Origin of the sequence: Flavobacterium cupriresistens, assembly GCF_020911925.1 — a bacterium.
In the GTDB taxonomy this organism is placed as follows: Bacteria; Bacteroidota; Bacteroidia; order Flavobacteriales; family Flavobacteriaceae; genus Flavobacterium; species Flavobacterium cupriresistens.
In genome coordinates, this window is sequence record NZ_CP087134.1 from 1,911,841 (window position 1) to 1,934,477 (window position 22,637).

At 35.0% G+C, this 22,637-nt stretch carries 19 protein-coding genes; 8 read left to right on the top strand and 11 right to left on the bottom strand.

What is annotated here, in order from left to right:
- The first annotated feature begins 198 nt into the window (after positions 1-198).
- Together aceB and aceA are read left to right on the top strand one after the other, a co-directional pair.
- Positions 199-1,800 (top strand): malate synthase A, encoded by a 1,602-nt coding sequence (gene aceB, locus LNP23_RS08535; RefSeq protein ID WP_047778316.1) that lies wholly within the window; start codon positions 199-201, stop codon positions 1,798-1,800.
- Between the two features lie 248 nt (positions 1,801-2,048).
- A complete protein-coding gene (gene aceA, locus LNP23_RS08540) occupies positions 2,049-3,329 on the top strand; it encodes an isocitrate lyase (RefSeq protein ID WP_230004570.1) in 1,281 nt (426 codons plus the stop codon).
- Between the two features lie 201 nt (positions 3,330-3,530).
- Here aceA and LNP23_RS08545 read toward each other — a convergent pair whose 3' ends face one another.
- The 4 genes from LNP23_RS08545 to LNP23_RS08560 form a co-directional block, all read right to left on the bottom strand.
- Positions 3,531-4,106, bottom strand: coding sequence for a Crp/Fnr family transcriptional regulator (locus tag LNP23_RS08545; protein WP_047778320.1), 576 nt, complete (start codon positions 4,104-4,106; stop codon positions 3,531-3,533).
- On the bottom strand, positions 4,106-4,423 hold the full coding sequence (locus LNP23_RS08550; protein WP_230004571.1) for a DUF6370 family protein: 318 nt from the start codon (positions 4,421-4,423) through the stop codon (positions 4,106-4,108). Before LNP23_RS08550 ends, LNP23_RS08545 begins: the two co-directional genes overlap by 1 nt.
- 3 nt (positions 4,424-4,426) lie before the next feature.
- Positions 4,427-5,602 (bottom strand): formate-dependent phosphoribosylglycinamide formyltransferase, encoded by a 1,176-nt coding sequence (gene purT, locus LNP23_RS08555; RefSeq protein ID WP_255663874.1) that lies wholly within the window; start codon positions 5,600-5,602, stop codon positions 4,427-4,429.
- A gap of 585 nt (positions 5,603-6,187) precedes the next feature.
- Positions 6,188-8,056 carry a peptidase U32 family protein gene (locus LNP23_RS08560; protein WP_230004573.1) on the bottom strand — a complete coding sequence of 623 codons (1,869 nt, stop codon included), beginning with the start codon at positions 8,054-8,056 and terminating at the stop codon, positions 6,188-6,190.
- A 308-nt stretch (positions 8,057-8,364) separates the two neighbouring features.
- On the opposite strand from LNP23_RS08560, the gene LNP23_RS08565 reads away from it, so the two are divergent.
- On the top strand, positions 8,365-9,423 hold the full coding sequence (locus LNP23_RS08565) for a serine hydrolase domain-containing protein (protein ID WP_230004574.1): 1,059 nt from the start codon (positions 8,365-8,367) through the stop codon (positions 9,421-9,423).
- Positions 9,424-9,550: 127 nt separating this feature from the next.
- Here the strand turns inward: LNP23_RS08565 and LNP23_RS08570 are convergent, their stop codons facing one another.
- The 4 genes from LNP23_RS08570 to LNP23_RS08585 all read right to left on the bottom strand — a co-directional run bounded on the left by LNP23_RS08570 (position 9,551) and on the right by LNP23_RS08585 (position 13,339).
- Positions 9,551-10,144: a hypothetical protein gene (locus tag LNP23_RS08570; protein WP_230004575.1), complete on the bottom strand. Its 594-nt coding sequence runs from the start codon at positions 10,142-10,144 to the stop codon at positions 9,551-9,553.
- Between the two features lie 157 nt (positions 10,145-10,301).
- A complete protein-coding gene (locus tag LNP23_RS08575; RefSeq protein WP_230004576.1) occupies positions 10,302-10,751 on the bottom strand; it encodes a nuclear transport factor 2 family protein in 450 nt (149 codons plus the stop codon).
- Between the two features lie 226 nt (positions 10,752-10,977).
- Positions 10,978-12,168, bottom strand: a complete 1,191-nt coding sequence (locus tag LNP23_RS08580; RefSeq protein ID WP_047778331.1) for a pyridoxal phosphate-dependent aminotransferase — start codon at positions 12,166-12,168, stop codon at positions 10,978-10,980.
- Between the two features lie 73 nt (positions 12,169-12,241).
- Entirely contained in the window at positions 12,242-13,339 is a 1,098-nt protein-coding gene (locus tag LNP23_RS08585; RefSeq protein WP_047778332.1) for a fatty acid desaturase family protein, read from the bottom strand.
- A 107-nt stretch (positions 13,340-13,446) separates the two neighbouring features.
- On the opposite strand from LNP23_RS08585, the gene rsmG reads away from it, so the two are divergent.
- On the top strand, positions 13,447-14,076 hold the full coding sequence (gene rsmG / locus LNP23_RS08590; RefSeq protein WP_047778333.1) for a 16S rRNA (guanine(527)-N(7))-methyltransferase RsmG: 630 nt from the start codon (positions 13,447-13,449) through the stop codon (positions 14,074-14,076).
- A 78-nt stretch (positions 14,077-14,154) separates the two neighbouring features.
- Here rsmG and LNP23_RS08595 read toward each other — a convergent pair whose 3' ends face one another.
- Complete coding sequence (locus tag LNP23_RS08595; RefSeq protein ID WP_230004577.1) at positions 14,155-14,859, bottom strand: LytR/AlgR family response regulator transcription factor; 705 nt, start codon at positions 14,857-14,859, stop codon at positions 14,155-14,157.
- A 28-nt stretch (positions 14,860-14,887) separates the two neighbouring features.
- Positions 14,888-15,931, bottom strand: a complete 1,044-nt coding sequence (locus tag LNP23_RS08600; RefSeq protein WP_230004578.1) for a sensor histidine kinase — start codon at positions 15,929-15,931, stop codon at positions 14,888-14,890.
- Positions 15,932-16,248: 317 nt separating this feature from the next.
- Between LNP23_RS08600 and LNP23_RS08605 the strand changes: the two genes are divergently transcribed.
- Positions 16,249-17,409 (top strand): SMP-30/gluconolactonase/LRE family protein, encoded by a 1,161-nt coding sequence (locus LNP23_RS08605; RefSeq protein ID WP_230004579.1) that lies wholly within the window; start codon positions 16,249-16,251, stop codon positions 17,407-17,409.
- Between the two features lie 102 nt (positions 17,410-17,511).
- On the opposite strand, the gene LNP23_RS08610 is transcribed toward LNP23_RS08605, so the two are convergent.
- Positions 17,512-18,243, bottom strand: coding sequence for a hypothetical protein (locus tag LNP23_RS08610; protein ID WP_230004580.1), 732 nt, complete (start codon positions 18,241-18,243; stop codon positions 17,512-17,514).
- A 499-nt stretch (positions 18,244-18,742) separates the two neighbouring features.
- On the opposite strand from LNP23_RS08610, the gene LNP23_RS08615 reads away from it, so the two are divergent.
- The 3 genes from LNP23_RS08615 to LNP23_RS08625 all read left to right on the top strand — a co-directional run bounded on the left by LNP23_RS08615 (position 18,743) and on the right by LNP23_RS08625 (position 22,429).
- On the top strand, positions 18,743-19,804 hold the full coding sequence (locus tag LNP23_RS08615; protein WP_230004581.1) for a sensor histidine kinase: 1,062 nt from the start codon (positions 18,743-18,745) through the stop codon (positions 19,802-19,804).
- The gene (locus LNP23_RS08620) at positions 19,801-20,523 is read left to right on the top strand and encodes a LytR/AlgR family response regulator transcription factor (RefSeq protein ID WP_230004582.1); all 723 of its coding nucleotides are present in this window, start codon (positions 19,801-19,803) and stop codon (positions 20,521-20,523) included. The genes LNP23_RS08615 and LNP23_RS08620 overlap by 4 nt, the downstream gene beginning before the upstream one ends.
- A 163-nt stretch (positions 20,524-20,686) precedes the next feature.
- A complete protein-coding gene (locus LNP23_RS08625) occupies positions 20,687-22,429 on the top strand; it encodes a CocE/NonD family hydrolase (protein WP_230004583.1) in 1,743 nt (580 codons plus the stop codon).
- Positions 22,430-22,637 lie beyond the last annotated feature (208 nt).

Below are 22,637 nucleotides of genomic sequence, written 5' to 3' on the forward strand. Positions count from 1 at the left end.
GTAACCAATAAAAAAACAATCGCCAAAAAAATATTTTACACATTTAGCGAACGTTCGCTTGTTTTGTAAAAAACTTTTTCATAACATTGTAGTGTAAAACAAGTTAGAGGTGAGATTGTTAGAGATGAAATGTTTTAAAAGGCATGAATCAGTTGAGACAATATCTTATTTAACTATTTAAAAATAAAATCTGCAGCTATGAAAAACCAATTTGAGATTACCGAGACGGCAATGGAATTTTTAGCCGAAAAAAAGCTTTCTTATCCAAGCATTTGGACCGATGATGCAATTGCTTTTATAACAGAATTGCATAAGAAATTCGAATCACAACGAAAATTACTTTTGTTGCAAAGAGACCAAGCGCAAGTCGGTTTTGATCAAGGTGTCATGCCTGCTTTTCCTTTAGAGACCAAAGAGGTTAGAGAAAGCAATTGGACTGCCGGTGAAACACCAAAAGATTTATTGGACAGAAGAGTTGAAATTACTGGGCCGGTTGATCGCAAAATGATTATCAATGCCTTGAATTCAGGAGCAAAAACATTTATGGCCGATTTTGAAGACAGTACTTCTCCAACTTGGCAAAATTTGATGGAGGGGCAGGTTAATTTAATAGATGCGGTTAACAAAACGATTTCGCATACGGATCTTTCAAAAAACAAAACCTATCAGCTAAATGAAAAAATAGCGACTTTGATTGTTCGTCCAAGAGGTTTGCATCTTTTAGAAAAACACCTTCAGATAGAAGGTCAAATGGTTTCAGGTTCTTTGATGGATTTTGGTTTGTATGTTTTTCACAATCATAAACAATTACTTGAAAATAATTCCGGACCCTATTTCTATATTCCAAAGTTGGAACATTATTTAGAAGCGCGTTGGTGGAATACTGTAATTGATTTTACCGAAGATTATTTAAAATTAGCAAGAGGAACGATCAAAGTTACGGTGTTAATAGAAACCATCACAGCCAGTTTTCAGTTGGATGAAATTATCTACGAATTGAAAGAGCATATAGTGGGATTGAATTGTGGTCGTTGGGATTATATCTTTTCGTACATCAAAAAATTCCGTAAAAATTCGAAGTTTATTGTTCCGGATCGTGATCAGGTAAATATGACTTCACCGTTTATGAATGCTTATTCGAATTTGGTAATTCAGAGATGTCATAAAAGAGGGATTCATGCTATTGGAGGAATGGCGGCTCAGATTCCGATTAAAAATAACGAAGAAGCCAATGCTGTTGCTTTTGCAAAAGTAAAAACCGATAAAGAACGTGAAGTTCGAAATGGTCATGATGGCACCTGGGTAGCACATCCGGATTTGGTAGCGCTAGCGAAAGAAGTTTTTGATGCCGGAATGCCAACTCCAAACCAGATTCATATCAAAAGAGAACACCGCAAAATTACAGAAGCGGATCTGATTGAACCACCAATTGGGATCATTACTGAAAATGGAGTTCGAAAAAACATCAATGTTGGGGTTTTGTATCTGGCTTCGTGGTTGAATGGTCAAGGTGCAGCTGCTTTACATAATTTGATGGAAGATGCGGCGACGGCTGAGATTTCGAGATCACAATTATGGCAGTGGCTTCAGAATAAAGTGGTTTTGGATACTGATAAAGAGTTGAATCTGGCCTATTATCACGAATTGGCTTTAGAGGAATTCCATAAAATAAAAACGGAATTGGGAGCAGAAAACTACGAAAAACGACAATTTCCTTTGGCCGAAAAAGTACTGGAAAGATTAGTTGTTAATGCTGATTTCGTTGACTTCTTGACCATTCCATGTTACAAATATTTATAAGGGCTGTTGCGCTTAATTTTTTTTAACACATAGAAACATAGATGTAAAATTGAAGGAAGGGATATTTTAAGAAATCTTGATTTTGCACATAGCTATGTGTTTTAGGACAAGCGTTGCGGCTTATCTACAAAAAAAGAGATGTTCCTATGTATTAAAAGAACTCAATACTAATTATTTTTTTAAGTCTCAGCTGAAAACTGAAAACTGAGACTGCAAACTTTTTACTAACCAACTTAACTATATTATTTATGAAAACAACAGAAGACAGAATTCAGGAATTGATTAACGATTGGATTACGAACCCAAGATGGAAAGGTGTTGAGCGTCCTTATACTGCTACCGAAGTGGTGACGCTTCAGGGTTCTTATCAGATTGAGCACTCTATTGCTAAAATAGGGGCGCAAAAATTATGGAGAAAGTTAAAAAGTCAGGATTATGTAGCTGGATTGGGGGCTTTGACTGGGAATCAGGCGATTCAGGAAGTTGATGCCGGTTTGGAAGCGATTTATTTAAGCGGTTGGCAAGTGGCTGCTGATGCGAATTTGGCTGGAGAAATGTATCCGGATCAATCGCTTTACCCGGTAAATAGTGTACCAATGGTTGTGAAAAAAATTAATAGTGCTTTATTGCGAGCTGATCAGATTCAGGTGGTAAATAAAGTAGAAGATAAAATAGATTATTTAGTGCCCATTGTAGCCGATGCCGAAGCAGGTTTTGGTGGAAATTTAAATGCTTTTGAATTAATGAAATCTATGATTGAGGCCGGAGCTTCTGGGGTTCATTTTGAAGATCAGTTGAGTTCTGCTAAAAAATGCGGGCATTTGGGAGGGAAGGTTTTGGTACCAACTCAGGAGGCGATTAATAAACTAATTGCGGCTCGATTAGCAGCAGATGTTATGGGAGTTCCTACACTTATTGTAGCACGAACCGATGCAGATACCGCTAATTTACTAACGAGTGATGCAGATCCTAGAGATGCTAAGTTTATTACTGGTGAAAAAACCAATGAAGGTTTCTTTTATGTAAACTGTGGTATCGATCAGGGAATTGCAAGAGGGTTGAGCTACGCACCGTACGCCGATTTGATTTGGATGGAAACCAGTAATCCTGATTTGGTTTATGCGAAAAAATTTGCTGATGCCATGAAAAAAGAATTTCCGGATAAAATGTTAGCGTATAATTGTTCGCCTTCTTTTAATTGGGCTGCAAAATTATCAGTGGCAGAAATGGAAACTTTTAGAGAAGATTTGGCTGCGATGGGGTATAAATTCCAGTTCATCACTTTAGCAGGTTTCCATGCTTTAAACACTAGTATGTTTGAACTTTCTAAAGCGTACAAAGAGCGCGGAATGGCAGGTTATTCTGAGTTACAGGAAAGAGAATTTGCTTTACAGAAAAACGGTTTTAGAGCGGTAAAACATCAAGCTTTTGTAGGGACTTCTTATTTTGATGCAGTTCAGAATACGGTTACCATTGGTAAGTCAACCACTACGGCAATGAAACATTCTACGGAGGTTGAGCAATTTTAATTCATAAAAAAAACACGGTTCTTGGTTGAGCCGTGTTTTTTCTTTTTTTTGCCACAGATTTCACAGATTAAAAGGATTAAAAAAATATGGCCACGAATTTCACGAATTAATTGGTTTAATAATGGAATTAAAACTCACGTGAATTAGTGAAATTCGTGGCCAAAAAATCACTTTAATCTGTGAAATCTGTGGCTATATTATTTATTTCTTCAAAAGTCTTGCTTTCATTTTACTAAAAAACTCTGGCGTAACACCAATGAAAGAAGCAATTTGTTTTTGAGGGACTTTGTGAACTAATGTTCCATATTTGGCGCAGAATTTTTCAAAACGTTCTTCTGCGGGTAAGCTCAGATTGTCCATTAGTCTTTGCTGATTGGCAACTAACGAATTTTCGATTAGAATTCTGAAAAAACGTTCTAATTTTGGAATTTGAAGATACAATTGCTCCTGATTTTCTTTTGATAACGAAACGATTTCCGTTTCTTCTAGAGCTTCTATAAAAAGCTGTCCGGGTTTTTGTGAAAAATAGCTGTACATGTCACTCATCCACCAGCCTTCGCAGGCAAAAGAAAGTACATGTTCAACAATATTATCGTTGATGTTAAAGCTTCTTAAAATCCCTGAATTCACAAAATAAGAATGTTTACATATTTCGCCCGCATTTAATAAAATGGTCTTGGCTTTATAGGTATGTGTTTCTGTTTTGGATAAAAAAAGTGCCTGCTCATCCGGAGTCAATGCAACATGCTTGGCAATATTGTCAAGAATCAGCGCCATTATTTTTGTTTTATTAAAGTAAATGTAGTCACTTTAAAACGGTCATTTTCTATTTTTCCTGTTACAGCAGCTTTACGGATTGCATTGCAAAAACCATCTTTTGCGTGAGCATCACCATGTTCGTCAATGGTTGTTCCGTCAACAAAATAGGATTTTCCGTCAATGCGAACGGCAAGATCACAAGCGTCACCTTTCATTCCGAATTGGCATTCACCACAAGCGGTTTCTACAATTTGAGGTTTTTCGGTTTTTTCTTTGTCTTGAGCCTGCATGTTAAGGCCGGTAAATAATAATGCAAGAAATATTAGTTTTTTCATTTTTTAAGAGTTTACAATTATTAGTTTTGAAGTTGCTTTTGCGCGTTCTGTTATTTCTTCGATTGGAGTGACTAAAGTATCATGACTTAAAACAACACCCATTCTGCGGTACGGTCTTGAGGTTGGTTTTCCAAAAAGTCTGAAATCAGTTTTGGGTAAAGCAGCTACTTTTTCGATTCCGGTAAAAGTTGGGTTTGCAGAATCTTCAGAAGCCAAAATTACAGCGCTTGCTCCGGCTTTTTCTAAAGTGATTTCAAAAATTGGGAGGCTTAAAATGGCTCGTAAATGCAATTCGAACTCATTAAAATTTTGAGTTCCGGCCAAAGTTACCATTCCGGTGTCGTGCGGACGTGGGGAAAGTTCGGAGAAATAAACGCCGTCATTGGTCAGGAAAAATTCAACTCCAAAAAGTCCGGCACCACCAAGGGCCTCGGTAATCTTTTCGGCCATATCCTGTGCTTCGTACAAGTCTTTATCGGAGACTTTTGCTGGCTGCCAGCTTTCCTGATAATCGCCACGTTCTTGTCGGTGACCAATCGGAGCACAAAAAAGTGTTGGATTGTTATTTTGTGTAATTGTCAAAAGTGTAATTTCAGAATTGAAATCTACAAAAGCTTCGACGATCACTTCGATAACATCACCTCGGGAACCTGCAACGGCATATTCCCAAGCCTTCAGAATATCTTCCTGGTTTTTAATGGTCGATTGTCCTTTTCCTGAAGACGACATCAACGGTTTTACTACGCATGGAATTCCAACTTCCTGAACGGCTTTTTGTAATTCTTCTGCCGAAGTTGCGTATTGGTATTTGGCTGTTTTTAAGCCTAATTCTTTTGCTGCTAAATCGCGAATAGCTTTGCGATTCATGGTAAAATTGGCCGCTTTCGCTGAAGGAACAACGGTGATACCTTGTTTTTCGTAGTCGTAAAAACGTTCAGTACGAATGGCTTCTATCTCAGGGACAATAAAGTCGGGTTGGTGTTTGGCTACTATGCGGTCAAGTGCTTCGCCGTCGAGCATATTGATTACTTCAAAACCATGAGCAACCTGCATTGCAGGAGCGTTTTCGTAACTGTCAACAGCAATTATGGTCTGACCGATTCTTTGTGCGGCAATGGTGAATTCTTTTCCTAATTCGCCTGAACCTAGAAGTAGTATTTTCATGGGGGAATTTTTTATGATTTTTGGAATCTTATAAGGGTAGTAAATGTAAAAAAAAGCATTCTATAATATTGGTCATTGGAGATGTTTTGTTTGTTTTTTTTAACCGCTAGGTACGCGAAGGTTTACGCAAGGTTCGCAAAGATTGAAAAAAGCTTTGTACTCCTTGCGGTTGAACCTAAAATAAAAAAGCCCGTAAAGATTTAAAACAAGTCCTAGCGTATCTTGTCTTTACTTTGGATTTGATAAAAAAAGTTAACTTAATAGAAGAGTTTTTATCTTTATTAAAAGCTATAAAATGACCACAAGGGGCTTAAGGGGACGTGATTTTAGTTCGTGGAGTAGCAAATTTTTTCTTTTGCACGCAGATTTAGCAGATTAGGCTGATCTTTGCCTCTTGCAAAAAAAATCTGCGCAATCTGCTAAATCTGCGTGTAAAAAAATAGATATAGAATTAAAAAAGAAGTCGCAATGCTATAATTAAACTTTGTGTCCTTTTCGGTTAAACCCTTATTGCGACAAAAAAAAGGTTCGCAAAGATTTAAAATAAACCCTTGCGAACCTTGCGTAAACCTTTGCGGACCTAGCGGTTAAATAACGCTCCTAATGAAAATGATCTTCCTCAATTTCAAATTCAGCGTCTTTTTCCCAAATTTCCATTTCACAAGGTTTGCAATTGAACTTTAGTTTGTATTCCAGTTCGCCTTGTTTTAATACTAATGGTTCTTTTACTTTGACACCTACAATGTCTTTTTGGTGTATCGGACATTTTTTTAATTCGTATTTGATGCAATATTTGGTGGTCATTACACGAGATTTTCCTGGATCCCATTGTAATTCAAATGCTTTTTCAATTTCAGTTACACCATGGCGTTCGTAAAATTTACGCGCTATTTTATTTGAAACATTGTACATAAAGTCCAATTTGGTTTCAGGATAAGGGTGTGACGTTTTTACCAACTGATGTTCTTCACGTTTGTAATTAGCCAAACGAATTTCGGATAATTGCTCGTAAACGGTTCTTCTCATTTCGTTGATTTTTGAAATAGGAAGGAACCAATTTTGAGAAAATAGTACATTAATTTCATCTGCAGTATAAGGAGTAAAACCTGTTTTTGCCAGATTGATTTTAAAGTTTTCTGCGATTGATTCGTTGTTTTTAGTTTGTTCTTTCGGGTGAACTAAAGTCACAATACTTACGTTCCCGTCTTCGTCAGTAGCAATTAATTCAAAGCCATTTTCGTTTTCGGTCAATAATAAAGTGGTACTGATTTTACGTACGGCACTGTCTTCTCTTTCTACAATTTTAATGAAAGCGGCATCATTATTTCTGTAAATAAAAGTACCGTCTTTAATTTCTTTTAAAACGTTAGGATAGGCCAAACCATTTTCAACTTTGTTGACATAAATTCCCTCTGCTTCATTGGTTTCATTGATGAAACATAGTCCATCACCATTATTCAATAATTCACCATTCTCAATTTGGTAAGCGTTTCCTATTGTTTTAACTAATTTACCAATGTATTGCCCTTTTGATTTTGGACTTTCCCATGAGCCAATTGAACTGTGTCTTTCGTTTACAAAATAGTCAGTGTAACCACGATTAAAACTTTTATCTAAAGCAGAATCAAAACTGTAAGTACATTTTCCCGAAGAAGCTTTGGTATATTTATCACTTCCTTCTAAGTAAGCATCTAATTTTTGGCGCAAATACGAAACGTTATTTTTTACGTAAACGATATCTTTTAGACGACCTTCGATTTTAAAAGAAACAATTCCTGCTTCAACCAGATTTGGAATTTCATTTGAAACATCAAAATCTTTTATAGAAAGCAAGTGACTGTTTTTGATTAAAGTTTCTCCATTTCCGTCGATTAAGTTGTATGGCAAACGACAGTTTTGAGCACAAGAACCACGGTTGGCACTACGTTCTCCGTTGGCCACACTCATATAACAATTTCCGCTGAAGGAAACGCATAAGGCGCCGGTAACGAAAAATTCTAATTCAACATCTGCTTTATCGTAGATTTCTTTAATTTGGTGCAGGTTCAATTCACGTGCTAAAACGACACGTTTTATTCCGGCATCTTTTAAGAATTTTATTTTGTCGGCATCACGATTATTGGCTTGTGTACTGGCGTGAAGTACGATAGGAGGTAAGTCCATTTCCATAATCGCCATATCTTGAATGATCAAGGCATCAACTCCAATATTGTATAATTCCCAAATCATTAAACGACATGTTTCTAATTCGTTATCATATAAAATGGTATTGATAACGACAAAAACCTGAGCGTTAAATAAGTGTGCATACTTTACCAATGCTGCAACATCTTCAATAGAGTTTGTGGCATTAGAGCGTGCTCCATATAATGGTGCGCCAATATAAACTGCATCGGCGCCACTATTGATGGCAGCAATTCCTCCAATTAAATCTTTAGCAGGGGCTAATATTTCAATCTTCTTCTTCATTTTTAGTACTTTAGGCTTTTGTGGTTTTCCCGGAAAAAAGTGTGCAAAGTTCTAATAAATAATTTGAGTTTGCTAGTGCTGCGGTGATTTTTTTTGAAATGAATGGCTAATATGGAATGATGATGTTTAAGAAGTTACTGTGTTTCTTTGTATATGTTTTATTCCCAAAGTTATTTACATGATATTCTTATACTGATTTCTCTTTGCCAATTAAATGATTAATATGATTTTAGATAGATATTGCTTTTTGTAACCTAATGATTCCCAATGTCGTCAAAACAAATAGTAACCCTTAATTAGAGTATCAAATGAGATTAATTTTTAAAATTTGTATTGTTTCCTGTTTCATTTTTCAGCCTGTTATTTTTGCTCAGACTTTAGAAGCCAAAATAGATAAGTTATTAAATGAAAAATTCAAACCCGAAGGTCCCGGAGGCGCATTTTTAGCTGCTAAAGAGGGAAAGATTATATACAAGAAAGCTTTTGGAAAGGCTAATTTAGAATTGAATGTTGCAATGCAGCCGGACTTTGTTTTTGAAATTGGTTCCATGACCAAACAATTTACAGCGGTCTCCATTTTGATGTTAGTTGAACAAGGTAAACTGAAATTGGATGATGAAATCACCAAGTTTATTCCGGATTATCCAACCAATGGAAATAGTATTACGATACATCATTTGTTAATACATACTTCAGGAATTAAGGATTTTACAAGTATGAAAGCAATTAAAGATATTGCCAAAAGCGATTTGTCGCCTAAGGAACTAGTTGATTTTTTTAAGAATGAACCAGTAGATTTTAAGCCGGGTGAACAGTATAAGTATTGTAATTCGGGTTATGTTCTTTTGGGGTATATTATTGAGATGGTGTCAGGTAAAACTTTTGGGGAGTTTATTGATGAGAATATTTTTAAGAAAATAGACATGAACAATACTTATTATGCAAGTCATGAGAAGGTAATAAAAAACAGGGCTTCCGGTTATCGTGATAGAGAGGGTTATGTAAATGCACCTTATATCAGTTTTTCTATACCTTATGCTTCGGGATCGATAATTTCAAATGTTGAGGATCTGTTGAAATGGCAAAATGCAATTGCAGCCCATACGTTGCTTAGTCTGGCTACTACTGCGAAAGTATTCACGAATTATCAACTAAATAACGGTACCAAAACGGACTACGGATATGGATGGCACATTGATGCGGTAAAAGGGAAGCTTGTATATGAACATGGAGGCAGTATTTTTGGTTTTAAATCGATGGGCGTTTATGAGCCGGCTAGCAAAATTTATGTAATTGGTTTGAGTAATTGTGATTGTAATTCTCCAACTGCACTTACAAGAGAGATAGCGGCTTTGTTGTTGGATTAGCCTCTCGCTTTAGGTCAATGTCATTAAGTTAAGCGATTTTTTCACGCAGATTCCGCGGATTTTTTTTATTTCATTCCGCTAAAATCTGCGTGAGACTTTTTTGCTTTTAATTTCAGTATATTTTTTATTAATCTATAGGAAAAGAAAAACCTGCGGCAAAGACTCCGGTAGATTGTTTGGCTGCCGGATGCACGTAAAAAGAAACGGCAATCTCTATATTGTTTTTAGGGCCTACTGCTAATCCAAGGTTAATAGGGATGTGCATTAGGACATCGCTTTTATTGAAATTATGTGAAGGTGTAAAAGTTTCAAATGAACCAATAGAGGCACCAATACCGGTTTCAATAAAAGGAGCTACCCAGGGAATAGGTGCACATAGACGAATTTTTCCTCCCACTAAAAAAGCTCTGGTATTTACTTTGTATTGAGGCTGATTTTGTAGTTCCGGATTTTTATCAGGAGAAGTTAAAATAATTCCTGCATAAGGTCTTACGCTAAACCATGAAGTTATTCCAAAAACATATTCTCCTTCTGTATAAAAACCAGAACCCATGACGTCTACTTCATCTTGCTGGCCATAATTTTCTATGTATAGAGAACTGCTGGATGCAAAACCTATGGATGCTTTAATAAAATTACCTGTTTTTTGAGCTTTGGTTTGGTTGAAAGATAGTAGTAGTAAGGTGCTAATGTAAAAAAGAGCACGAAAATTTTTGGTCATTTGTTTGATTTTATAGTTGTTATATATTGGCGAAAATAAGATTTATCGTCCTAAAAAATAACATGTTTTCTTTTTTTGTTTGAGATGAATAAAAAAAGCCTCAGAAAAATTCCCGAGGCTTCCATTTATGTAATTTGGTCTTGATGAGGTTAGTTCTTTATTGTTGTCTGCTGATGTCATTAAATTCCCAAAGCACATTGATGATCTTCCATACCCCGTTGATTTTAACGAGATGCATATAATCAATCCATTCATCGGCAATTAATTTTACAGAAGCAGTTCGTTCTGAAACATCAAGCAGTCTGACCTCCTTTTTGGGTGTAGTAGGAAACTTATCCCCGTTTTTGTTGTAGCTTTCTGCAAGCAGGACCATAGATTCTGTCGTGGTTTCGCGAACGTAATCTTTGCCGGTAGCTTTGTCTTTCCAAAAGGTTCGTTTGACCATTCTTGGGTGTAGTGCCTGTTCCATTTGTTTGGGATTTGGTACCTGTTGCGATTCGATGTAATCAAGAGCAGCTCTTTTTATTGCCAGGCTGTCTTGTTTGGTCTGTCCGGAAATATAGCTGCTGATTAAAAATAAGGCAAAACAAATAAGGGATTGTTTCATAGTTAGTTAGGTTGGTTTAGTTGTTGTTTTTAGTTTTATGAGATTTAGATTGTTAGTATTGGAAGGGCTCTTGCATCCTATTATAATTGGCTAAGATTAGGGAATGTCCTTGTATTTTGTTTTCAAATATAGGACTATAATTTTGTCTAATTTTCAAATGAAATGTTAACAAAAAAAAGCCTCAGGAAATTTTCCTGAGGCTTCATTTATAGCATTAGAATCGTGATTAAGCAGCTAAAGCTTCTTTGATTCTGCGTAAGGCTTCTTTTAAAATATCGTTGCTTGTTGCATAAGAAAAACGAATACAATTTGGATTTCCAAAAGCATCACCTGTTACAGTTGCTACGTTTGCTTCTGATAAAAGATACATTGATAAATCGTTTGCATCTTTAATTTCAGTTCCTCTTAAAGTTTTTCCGAAGAAAGAAGAAACATCAGGGAAAACGTAAAATGCACCTTCCGGAACGTTGATTTTTACACCTGGAATTTCTTTTAATAATCCAACCACTAAATCTCTACGACCGTGGAAAGCCTGAACCATTTCGTTTAATACACTAGGATCAGCATCTACTGCAGTAATTGTAGCACGTTGCGCAATACTGTTTGCTCCACTGGTTACTTGTCCTTGGATTTTGGTACATGCTTTTGCGATGAATTCCGGAGCTCCGATGTAACCGATTCTCCATCCTGTCATTGCGAATGCTTTTGCAACTCCATTTACCGTAATTGTTCTTTCTAACATTCCCGGGATTGAACCGATACTGCAGAAAGTTCCTGAGAAATTGATGTGCTCATAAATCTCATCAGCCACAACATATATATTAGGGTGTTTTTCTAAAACTTTTGCCAAAGCAGTTAACTCTTCTCTGCTGTAAACAGATCCACTTGGGTTACAAGGAGAACTGAACCACATCATTTTTGTTTTTGGCGTGATAGCAGCTTCTAATTGCTCAGGTGTAATTTTGAAATCAGTATCTACAGACGTTGGAACTTCAACAGGAACTCCACCAGAAAGTTTCACAATTTCGAAATAACTCACCCAGTAAGGAGCAGGTAAAATAACCTCGTCACCTTCGTTTAACATTACTTGAGCAATGTTGTATAAAGATTGTTTTGCTCCTGTAGAAACTACAATTTGAGAAGGTTTGTATTCTAAACCATTGTCTCTTTTGAATTTTCTGCAAACAGCTTCTTTTAATTCCTGGTATCCGTCAACCGGAGAATAAGTACTGTAGTTTTCGTCTATTGCTTTTTTAGCGGCTTCTTTAATAAAATCAGGAGTATTAAAGTCAGGTTCTCCTAAACTTAAACTGATGATATCTTTTCCTTGCGCTTTTAATTCGCGTGCTAAAGCAGCCATTGCTAATGTTTGTGAAGTCGCTAAGTTGTTGATTCTGTCCGAAAGAATATGATTCATTATAAAAATTTTGAGTATCCTTAATTTTCTAAGCTGGTTAAGGAAGGTTAATTATTAATAGATTTTTTTAGTTTTATACCGATAATTCAGGTTTCATTCCAAGATCACGCAAATGTTTGAAGTGAGCAATAACTGCACTTGTCATTGTTTTGTACTCGTAATAAGGCAAGTTGCATTCTTTGGCAGTCTCTTTTACGATTTTTGCAATTTTACCATAGTGAATGTGACTGATATTTGGAAAAATATGGTGTTCGATTTGGTGATTTAATCCACCGGTGTACCAGTTTACGATAGCATTTTTAGGTGCGAAATTAGTTGTCGTAAACAATTGGTGAATGGCCCAGGTATTGTCCATTTCTCCTAACTCGTTTGGAGAAGGGTTTGTAGTTTCTTCTACAACATGCGCTAATTGAAAAACAACACTCAAAATTAATCCGGCTGTATAATGCATTACGAAGAAACCAATTAAAACTTTCCACCAGGTAATTCCAATTACGATCGGTAAAACGATCCAAATGGAAACATAAATAACTTTAGTGATAATTAAAGTAGTCCAAAGTATTTTAGGGTTTTTAAGTTCGCCGTAAGATAATTTTCTTTTAAGGTAACGTTTCATTTGTTTGAAATCGGTTGTGATTGCCCAATTGAAAGTCAATAAACCGTATAAGAAGACAGAATAATAATGTTGAAAACGATGAAAACTATGCCATTTTGCATCTTTGGTAAAACGGATAATTCTTCCTGCATCTAAATCTTCATCATGTCCCGGAATGTTCGTATACGTATGGTGTAAAACATTATGTTGTACCTGCCAGTTGTAAACGTTTCCTGCCAAAACATAAATAGTTCCACCCATAAACTTGTTGATCCAGGTTTTATTAGAGTACGAACCGTGATTTCCGTCGTGCATCACATTCATTCCAATACCTGCCATTCCAATACCGATCACGATAGATAGAAGTAACATAACCCAAAACGGCATATTTAGTGTTAGGATTAAAAAATACGGCGTCAGGAATACAGCAAAGAGAATAACCGCTTTTAAGTGCAGCTTCCAGTTTCCGGTTTTTTGGATATTGTTGTCCTTGAAGTAATTGTTAACCCGAGAGTTAAGGGTTCTGAAAAACTTCAGATTGTCTTGCCTTGCAAAAGTAGGTGCAGTGTTATTCATAATTAATTTAAATAGGCTTCAAAGGTAATTATTATAAATTTTCAATTTACAAAATTGAGTTAAATATTTCAATCGTAAAGTATTACTTTTGTTAAAAAATTAGAGCAATGGATGAGATTCTGAAATATTTTCCTGATTTGACCGACATTCAAATCGAACAATTTCAAAAATTAGATTTTTTATACCACGATTGGAATGAAAAAATCAATGTTATTTCGCGCAAAGATATTGATGCCTTATATACAAAACACGTTTTGCATTCGCTTGGAATAGCAAAAATCATGAAGTTTGAACCCGGAACAACCGTTCTGGATGTTGGAACCGGAGGTGGATTCCCTGGAATTCCCCTGGCGATTCTTTTTCCCGAAACCCGTTTTTATTTGATTGACGTTATCGCAAAAAAAATAAAAGTAGTTCAGGGAGTTGTAGATGCCTTAGAATTAAAAAATGTAAAAGCAGAACAATTACGTGCTGAAAATGCAAAAGGAGATTTCGATTTTATTGTGAGTCGTGCGGTAACCAATATGCCGGATTTTGTTTCCTGGATCAAAAATAAAATTAAAAAACAACACAAACATGCCTTGAAAAATGGAATCCTTTACCTAAAAGGAGGAGATTTGACCGAAGAATTGAAAGATTTTCCGGGGGCTACTTTATATGATTTGTCTACAATTTTTGAAGATGAGTTTTTCGAAACTAAAAAAGTAGTGCATTTGCCGTTGAAGTTTAAGGCTTAGGGCTTTTTGTTTTAAAAGTTTCAAGTTTCAAGTTTCAGGTTTGAAAGTTTCAAGAGTCCGGGTTTCGATCCGGATTTTTTATTTTAGAATGTTTGCGTCCAGATGATGTAGCCAGTTTTCTTTGTAGCTGTTTCCAATTGGGATTTCTGTGCCGTTTAGCTCTACTTCATTTTTAGAATAGGCGGTTAGTTTTTGTGTTTGAATAATATAAGAACGATGAATCCGCACAAAATTTGGACCCAACAGTTTTTCAAAAACCGAAATATTCTGTTTAATGTGATGTGATTTTCCGTTTTCAAGATGAATGGTAATGTAATCTTTAAGGCTTTCGACATACAAAATTTCATCCAATACAATCTTGATGTTTTTACTTCCGCTTGCTACAAAAATGTGGTTATCTGTTGTTGGTTTTGTTTCCTTTTTTGGAAGTTGTAGCTGTTTGAATTTTTCTATTGAAACAAAGAAGCGATCAAAAGTAATTGGCTTTAACAAATAATCAATCACATTAAGTTCATAACCTTCTATGGCGTATTCTCTGTAAGCTGTAGTAAAAATTACTTTCGGAGGATTTTTTAATTTCTTCAAAAAATCATTTCCTTTTAGTAAAGGCATTTCAATATCCAGAAAAATTAAATCGATGGTATTGGTTTCTAAAAAAGAATACGCTTTCAGTGCATTTTCGAAAGAGGCTATTAATTCAAAACTTTCGAAATTGACCAAATGAGAAGTTATTAATTCTCTGGCTAATGGTTCGTCGTCAACGATTATGCATTTGTATTTCATTCAATTAAAGAATAAATGGTTTTAAAATCTAAAGATAAAGACAAAGTTTTACTTTAAAATTAGTTTTCGTTTCTTCGATTTCCAGTTGGTGTTTTTTAGGGTATAACAAGTCCAATTGCTTTCGGACATTCACTAAACCAATTTGAGATTTGTTTGAAACGGATGCGAACTCATTTTGAGGTTTCGTGTTTTCAATACAAAAAATAATTTGGTTCTTTTTGCAGACTAAATTAAGTTGAATTTTTGCTTTTTGAGTTTCATTTACAACTCCGTGTTTAAAGGCATTCTCGATAAAAGTCAATAGTATTAAGGGAGAAATTTTGTTGTTTTCAAGGATGTCTTTTGTAAATGAAATGTCTAATCGGTTTTCATCGTAACGAAGTTTTTCCAGCGCAATGTAATTTTCAATTAGAGTAATTTCTTTTTCTATCGAAACATAATCATCAGTGCAACGGTATAAAACAAAATCCAGAATTTCAGATAATTTTGCAATTACTTCAGGTGCTTTATCGTCTTTTTTTAAAGTTAAAGTGTATAAATTATTTAACGTATTAAAAAGAAAATGAGGATTCAATTGGTTTTTTAAAACCTTCAGTTCCATTGATTTTTTCTCTTCTTCCAGTTTTAACAGGCGTTGTTGTTTTCGATTAAAACTTATAAATCCCAGAATTATAATCGGATAGGTAATAAAAGAGAATTCTCTGAAAATTAGTGTAAAAGAAGTTAATCTTTCCGGAACTGACATTTTATGTCCGAGCCAATCATCAAAGAAACCCGGGAATTTAGGCTCTAAATAATAATATTTTAAAATCATCAAAAGGGCAAAAACAAGATAGAGCCAGCCTACTGCGCAAAACAGAAAAACGAAGTACTTCTTTTTGTTAAGTGTTTGAGGAATAATCCAATAAATTAAGCCATAGGCAACAATTACTTGTGCTAAAATTTTCCAACTGTAAACGAAAGTAAAATCGTAATAAGTAGTGTCGTTGGACTTTGAATTAATGTATAAAAGCAAAAAAGAAATCCAATAAACACAATGAAGGAGAATTCTTTTTATATCGAGGTTCTTCAAAAAAAGCATAGGTGGTTTTAATTGCGGCAAGATACTAAAATATAGGGGAGGGCTTGATTTCTTAAGATAAATAATAGCCTTTAGGTGCTGAAAATTAACTTTCAGCGTACGAATGATGCATTCCTTGAAAATTTATTATTTGAATGCAGAAAGTGTCTTTTCATCAGCACCAAAAACAGCGGAATTGTTTTGCAATTATATTCGCTTAAAATAAGAAATGATGATCAAGTTTATTCTGCTGTTAGTTTTATTTCTGGGAAGTAAACTAAAATAAAAACGGAATTTAGAAAGCCGAAAATAATTAAATTTTAAATAGAATGAAAAAAATAATTACAACGACAATTGGTGTTTTGATTTTAGCGGGAACTCCAAATTTATTTGCCCAAAAGGACAGAAAAGAGATTTTGTATCGTGAAGATGCAAGATTTAAAGGATCCGATTTGTCTACAGAGAGGACCAAACAGAGAATACTGTATAGCGAAACTTCAAAAGTAATAAAACCAATCTTATTTGCAGACTTAGGAGAAACCTGCACCACTCCGGACGGAATGGCTTTGGATAAAAATGGGAATTTATACTTGTCTGTTACCAACCCAACTTCATTTGAAAAATTCGGAAGTAAAATTCTGATTTTTGATAAAAATGACAAACCGATGACCTGGTTTGATCAATTACCAGTGCATCCGGTGACAAAAAGGGTGCATCCTATGGGAATGGAGTTTGGTCCGGACGGGAATCTATATGTAGTAGACAACCAATGTTTTGCAAGACAAGCGGATGCTTCAAGATTAATTAGAGTCATAGTGAAAAATGGAAAACCGGTCAATGCGGAAGTTTTGGTGGAAGGATTCAATTTTTCTGATGGACTTCGGTGGTCTAAAAACCGCATTTACATTACCGATGCTTCATTTAATAAAGGGGAAGAAAGCGGTATTTATAGTTTTTCGCTTGACGAATTAAACAAAGATAAAATTATACTGGATGCTTCAAATAAGGAAAAGTATCTCATCAGTACTTTTACTTTAAAACCCGGGACTGCAAAACACTCACTCGGAATTGACGGAATTGCATTTGATAAAAATGGGAATTTGTATGGAGGTAGTTTTGGTGACGGTGTGATTACTAAAATTGAGTTTTTTAATGATGGGAAAGTAAAATCTAAAAAAGTTGTTTTTGATTCGGATCAGTTAAAATGCTGTGATGGCTTTTTTTATGATGAGAACAGAAACTCTATTTTCATTGCCAATTATGATAACAATAGTGTGCATCAATTAAACTTAAATACCAATACTATTTCTTTGATTTGGGAGAATGAAAATGCAGATGGTTCAGACGGGCAATTGGATAATCCTTGTGAAACTATTATTTACAAAGGCAAATTGCTGGTTGTGAATTATGATACTTTTGAAGGAGTAAAAAATATCGGAACAGATCCTTTTCACACCATTTCAAGTTTTGATTTGGAGGGTTTAAAATAAAATTCAAAATAAGACCACAAGTATTTCCTCTAAAATACTTGTGGTCTCTATATAAAGATTACTTACAATCTCGAAAGTTAGATTTTTCTATATTCCCATTAATCAGGCGGTCGCAAGTTCCTTTTTAGCAAGACAGAACTTGTTTTTGATTAAATCAATATTTGAAATAAATTCACGTAAGGCAAGTCTTGAAGCGGCATCGCTATATTTAAAATTAGGATTGAAGAAAAATTCACGGCAAATTACAGGCTCTGTTGTAAAATCATAAGGAGTCATTTCTGAGCGTTCTGTTTGGTGATTTCCAATTGGAAATAAAGAGGTAAGTTCAAATAGCGAATTCATAAACCAGCTGTCAAATACTTTCTGTTTAGGTGTAATGTGGCGCACCAACAATACTAAACCGACTAATTCACTTTGTAATAAATCAGATCCTTTTCGGTACTTCATATCGATCATTTTTACATGTACAAGCGCAACCCATATTGGACCTTTTACATAACTGTATGCCAGATATTTTAGATTGGGATCAAAAATTAGCGGTTTAGTGTTTTCGTGATTTTCTATAGAGCACCAAAGAGATTCAATACGTTGCATTAGATCATCAAACAGTATCGTATGTTTTTTAAAACGCCAATAGACCCATTCAAGCAAGGCAGCAGCAAGGGCTAATGAAGCTTTTTGATTCAGTCTGTTGAGTGTGATTTCCAATTCTTCATTTGTTTGAAGGGGATCGAATAGTTTCTCTATTACCCGATCATTCCATTTGTAATCCAGGGTACTGGTAATACATTTTGATTCAATAATTATTGGTGGAATATTTTTTATGTTTTTCATTTTCAATAGATTATAATTAACATCTTTTTCTAAGTTTTGGATTAACATTAAATAGTTTTATAAATGCGTTCTTACCTAATGACAAAATTATTATATCCTGAATTTGAAAGGGCTTTGATAAGTTTTAAAAGTAATAGAATAAGGTTTTTGTGGTTTGTATGTTGTTAACTATCAACAGGGTAGTAAAGATGTTTCGTTTTTGTTTCGCAAAAGATAACGGATGAATTTTGCTAATGGTGTAAGATCTTGTAATTCATTATTTTAAATGAATTGGGACTTTAAATGAACAGTGTGCTCTTTTAGGATTTATAAAAATTATTAGGGTCAATGTAGTATTCGTTTTAGTGGTAGTGTAGAAATTGTCGTCTGTTTTTTGTGTTTGAATCGTATAATTAACAAAAGAATGTCGTTTGTCGACTATTATTTTTCGTTCGTGTACTTTTATTTGCGCCATCTGTAATAGAGAGATATCTTTACTACAGCAACAACCACTTTTATATTGAAAACAGTTACAAGAATATCGATCTATTGGAAAATTCAGCTCATTGCCTGGAGTACTGCTTCTTTGTATTGGGGATTTTCAGCTTTCTTTACCGGTAATTTTATCTGGAAAATAGGCCTTGCAGATTTGATACTGGATGTATCGATTGGCATTGCAATAACACATCTTTACAGAAATTTTGCTTTAAAAAAAGGATGGAATAAATTAACGCTGAAAAGATTAGTTCCCAAAATGGTACTTAGTGTTTTGATTCTTTCCTTCTTATATTTGTTTTTGATTGTTGGCAAACTTTATTTAGTGCGTTTGTTTCTTTTAAAAAATACGGAGGTTTCCTTTATAACATTTTTTAAAACGACACAGCTGCAGGTTTTTATAACCGGAACAAGGTTAATGTCTATCTGGGTATTGGCCTATCATTTGTATCATTATTCGAGGCTTGAAATAGAAAGGGTAAAGGAAAATGCCCGATTGTCGATCATAATAAAAGAAGCACAGTTAAACAATCTTAGTGCGCAGCTTAACCCGCATTTCTTTTTTAATTCCTTGAATACGATAAAATTCCTCGTACTAGAAAACCCGCATTCGGCCAGGAGAGCGATTGATCTTTTGTCTGAGCTGCTAAGGAATTCCTTAAAGACTAATAATGGAGAATTAGTGGCTTTAAATGAGGAAATGAACCTTGTTAAAGATTATCTGGAGCTGGAAAAGATTCGATTTGAGGAACGTTTGGAAATAACAATTGATGTAAATGAAGCAGTATTAGATTATTTGATTTTGCCTTTAAGTATCCAGTCGCTGGTTGAGAATGCAATAAAACACGGAATTGAAAAAAGAAAAAACGGCGGGCTCCTTATTGTTAAGGTGGAAGAAGAAAATAATTTCATAAAAATTAGTGTTCAGAATTCGGGAAAATTACACAATGAGAGAAAAAATCCGGGGATAGGGTTGCATAATCTGAAAGAGAGACTACTCTTGTACTATAATGGAAATGCCTCTTTTGAAATTAAAGAGATCGGAAACGAAACTGTTTTGGCAACTCTTTTAATACCGTCGAAATGAAAAAGATAAAAGTTATCATAGTCGATGATGAACGTTCATCCAGAGAAGAGCTGAAAAGAGCATTGAAGATTTACGAAGACTTTATTCTTATAGGCGAGGCTGAAAATGCCGATGATGCTAAGGATTTAATCGAAACAGAAATGCCGGATTTAATTTTTTTAGACATTCAGATGCCCGAGAAATCCGGTTTCGATTTATTAGAATCTTTAGATAATGCGCCGGCCGTATTGTTTACTACCGCCTATAATGAGTATGCCGTGCAAGCTTTTGAAGTAAATGCCTTAGATTATCTGTTGAAGCCCATACGCGAGGAACGTTTTGCAAAAGCAATAGAAAAAATAAGGAATACCATAAAACAGAAAAGTGACCTGTCTAATGCTGTAACGAGCGACCAGAAAATTTTCATTAAGGACGGAGAGAAACGATTCTTTATTCAATTGGATGAAATTTATTTAATTGAATCACTGGAAAATTATACCAGACTTTATTTTCAAGGTAAAAAAGCACTGCAAAGACGATCGCTCCGCCAATGGGAAGCACTATTGGATGAAACGGTCTTTTTTAGAATAAACAGAACCAAAATTATAAATATTAAACACATCCTCGAAGTAAACCAAACCAGCAGTGGCAGGTTAGAAGTAAAGCTAAAAACCGGAGAATTGTTAGAAGTATCAAACCGTCAATCGGTCAAATTTAAAAACAACAACGGGATTTGGTAAAAGAAACGGCTTTGTTTTTTTGTCATGTACAGCAAAAGTAACGAACCGTTAAAAAACACCAGTATTAGACGCAGAACAGTTATGAAAAACGAATCCTTAGATATCGTTATGGGCTTCTTTTGCCCTATATCAAATTTCAAAAACGCACACTAAAAAACAAGCAATGAAATCAATTTTAAATTTTACATTTTTTATTTTCATACTATCAAATGCATTCGCACAACAGACAAGTGCAACAAGATCAGAAGATTTAAAAAGCGTCTATGATATTCAAGATAGTGTGATGGTCAAAACACGAGACGGTGCATGGATATCGGCAATGGTAGTTCGAAAAAAAGGAATCAGTACACCAAAGCCGGTAGTACTTCAATTTACGATTTATGTCAGGGATAAAGGAAGGGATATAAAATCTTTAAAAGAAGCAGCAGATAATGGATATGTCGGAGTCATTGCTTATACAAGAGGGAAGCGGTTTAGCCCCAATGAGGTATTTCCTTATGAGAATGACGGAAATGATGCCTACGATGTGATTGATTGGATTAGTAAACAAAAATGGTGTAATGGAAGCGTAGGAATGTATGGCGGAAGCTATAACGGGTTGACTCAATGGGCGGCTTGCAAGAAAATGCATCCGGCGCTTAAAACCATAGTTCCTTATGTCGCCAATAGGGCCGGGATGGGACTACCGATGGAAAACAACATTTTTGTAAACCCTAATTACGAATGGTCGTTTTATGCCGGTAGTACAAAATACCTCGATACTGTTGCAGGAAATGACAGACAACGTTTTAGGAAAATGATGTTTAAATGGTGGGAAACCGGCGTTGCCTATAAAAAAATGGATAGTATTGATGGTGTTCCCAACCGACTTTTTCAGAGATGGCTGAAACATCCTTCGTTTGATAAATATTGGCAAAAAATGACGCCTTACGGAAAAGAATTCGCTCAAATAAAGATACCGATTTTAGTTTTTGACGGCTATTACAACGACTCCCAAAACTCCAGTTTGTCCTATGTAAGAGAACTTCAGAAATACAGTAAAAACACTTCGGTTTATGTGATTATCGGCCCATATGGTCACTTTGGTACTCAGATTGGTGGTGAAACCGATTTGTATAACTATAAGGTTGATCCAATAGCGTTAATCGATATAAAAAAAATAACCTACCAATGGTTGGACTATATTCTGAAAAACGGCCCAAAACCCGAAATACTGAAAGATAAAATCAACTATGAAGTGATGGGCACAAATGAGTGGCGCAGTGCCTCTTCGCTTGACAAAATGAGCAATGGTTTCCTTCGGTTGTATTTGACGGATAACAAATTCGGAGATTTTTATGCCTTAAATGATAAAAAACCAGTTCAGAAAAAATATCTGTATCAGGAGGTTGATTTTGCAGACCGACAAACACAGAATAATGAGTATTATCCCGATCCCATTATTAGAAAAGAAATAAATACCAGCAACGGATTTGTTTTTATAAGTGATGTACTCAAAGAGCCTATGTTGATAAATGGTTCGTTCTCGGGCGAAATAAAAGCGAGTATCAATAAAAAAGACATGGATATTGGTGTGACACTTTATGAAATAATGCCAAATGGCGAATACTTTCATTTGTCTTATTTTTTAGGCCGTGCCAGTTATGCTAAAGATGCTACAAAAAGAAATTTATTAAAACCAAACCGAATAGCGTCAATTCCTTTTTCGAATACACATTTGGTCAGTAAACAATTGAGCAAAGGCAGTCGTTTGGTTGTGGTGCTAAATGTAAATAAAAACCCTTTTTCAGAATTGAATTACGGAACGGGGAAGACAGTAACGGAAGAAACGATAAAAGACGCAAAAGTGCCATTGAAAGTAAAATGGTATACGGATAGTTTTGTGAAAATTCCAATTTGGAAATAAATAAGAGAGTGAAGGTTAAAAATAGACAAACCCGACAGGTTCTAAGAAGCTGTCGGGTTTAAGTAGGTAGAAATAGTTATGAGCTATGCTTTTGATTTCAGATTTTTTTAATTGAGCCAATGAATAAAAAATAAATCAACTATGAGTTAATTGGTATTGTTTCTTTATTGTGCATTGGGATTATCAAAATATTATTCTTTTAGGACAT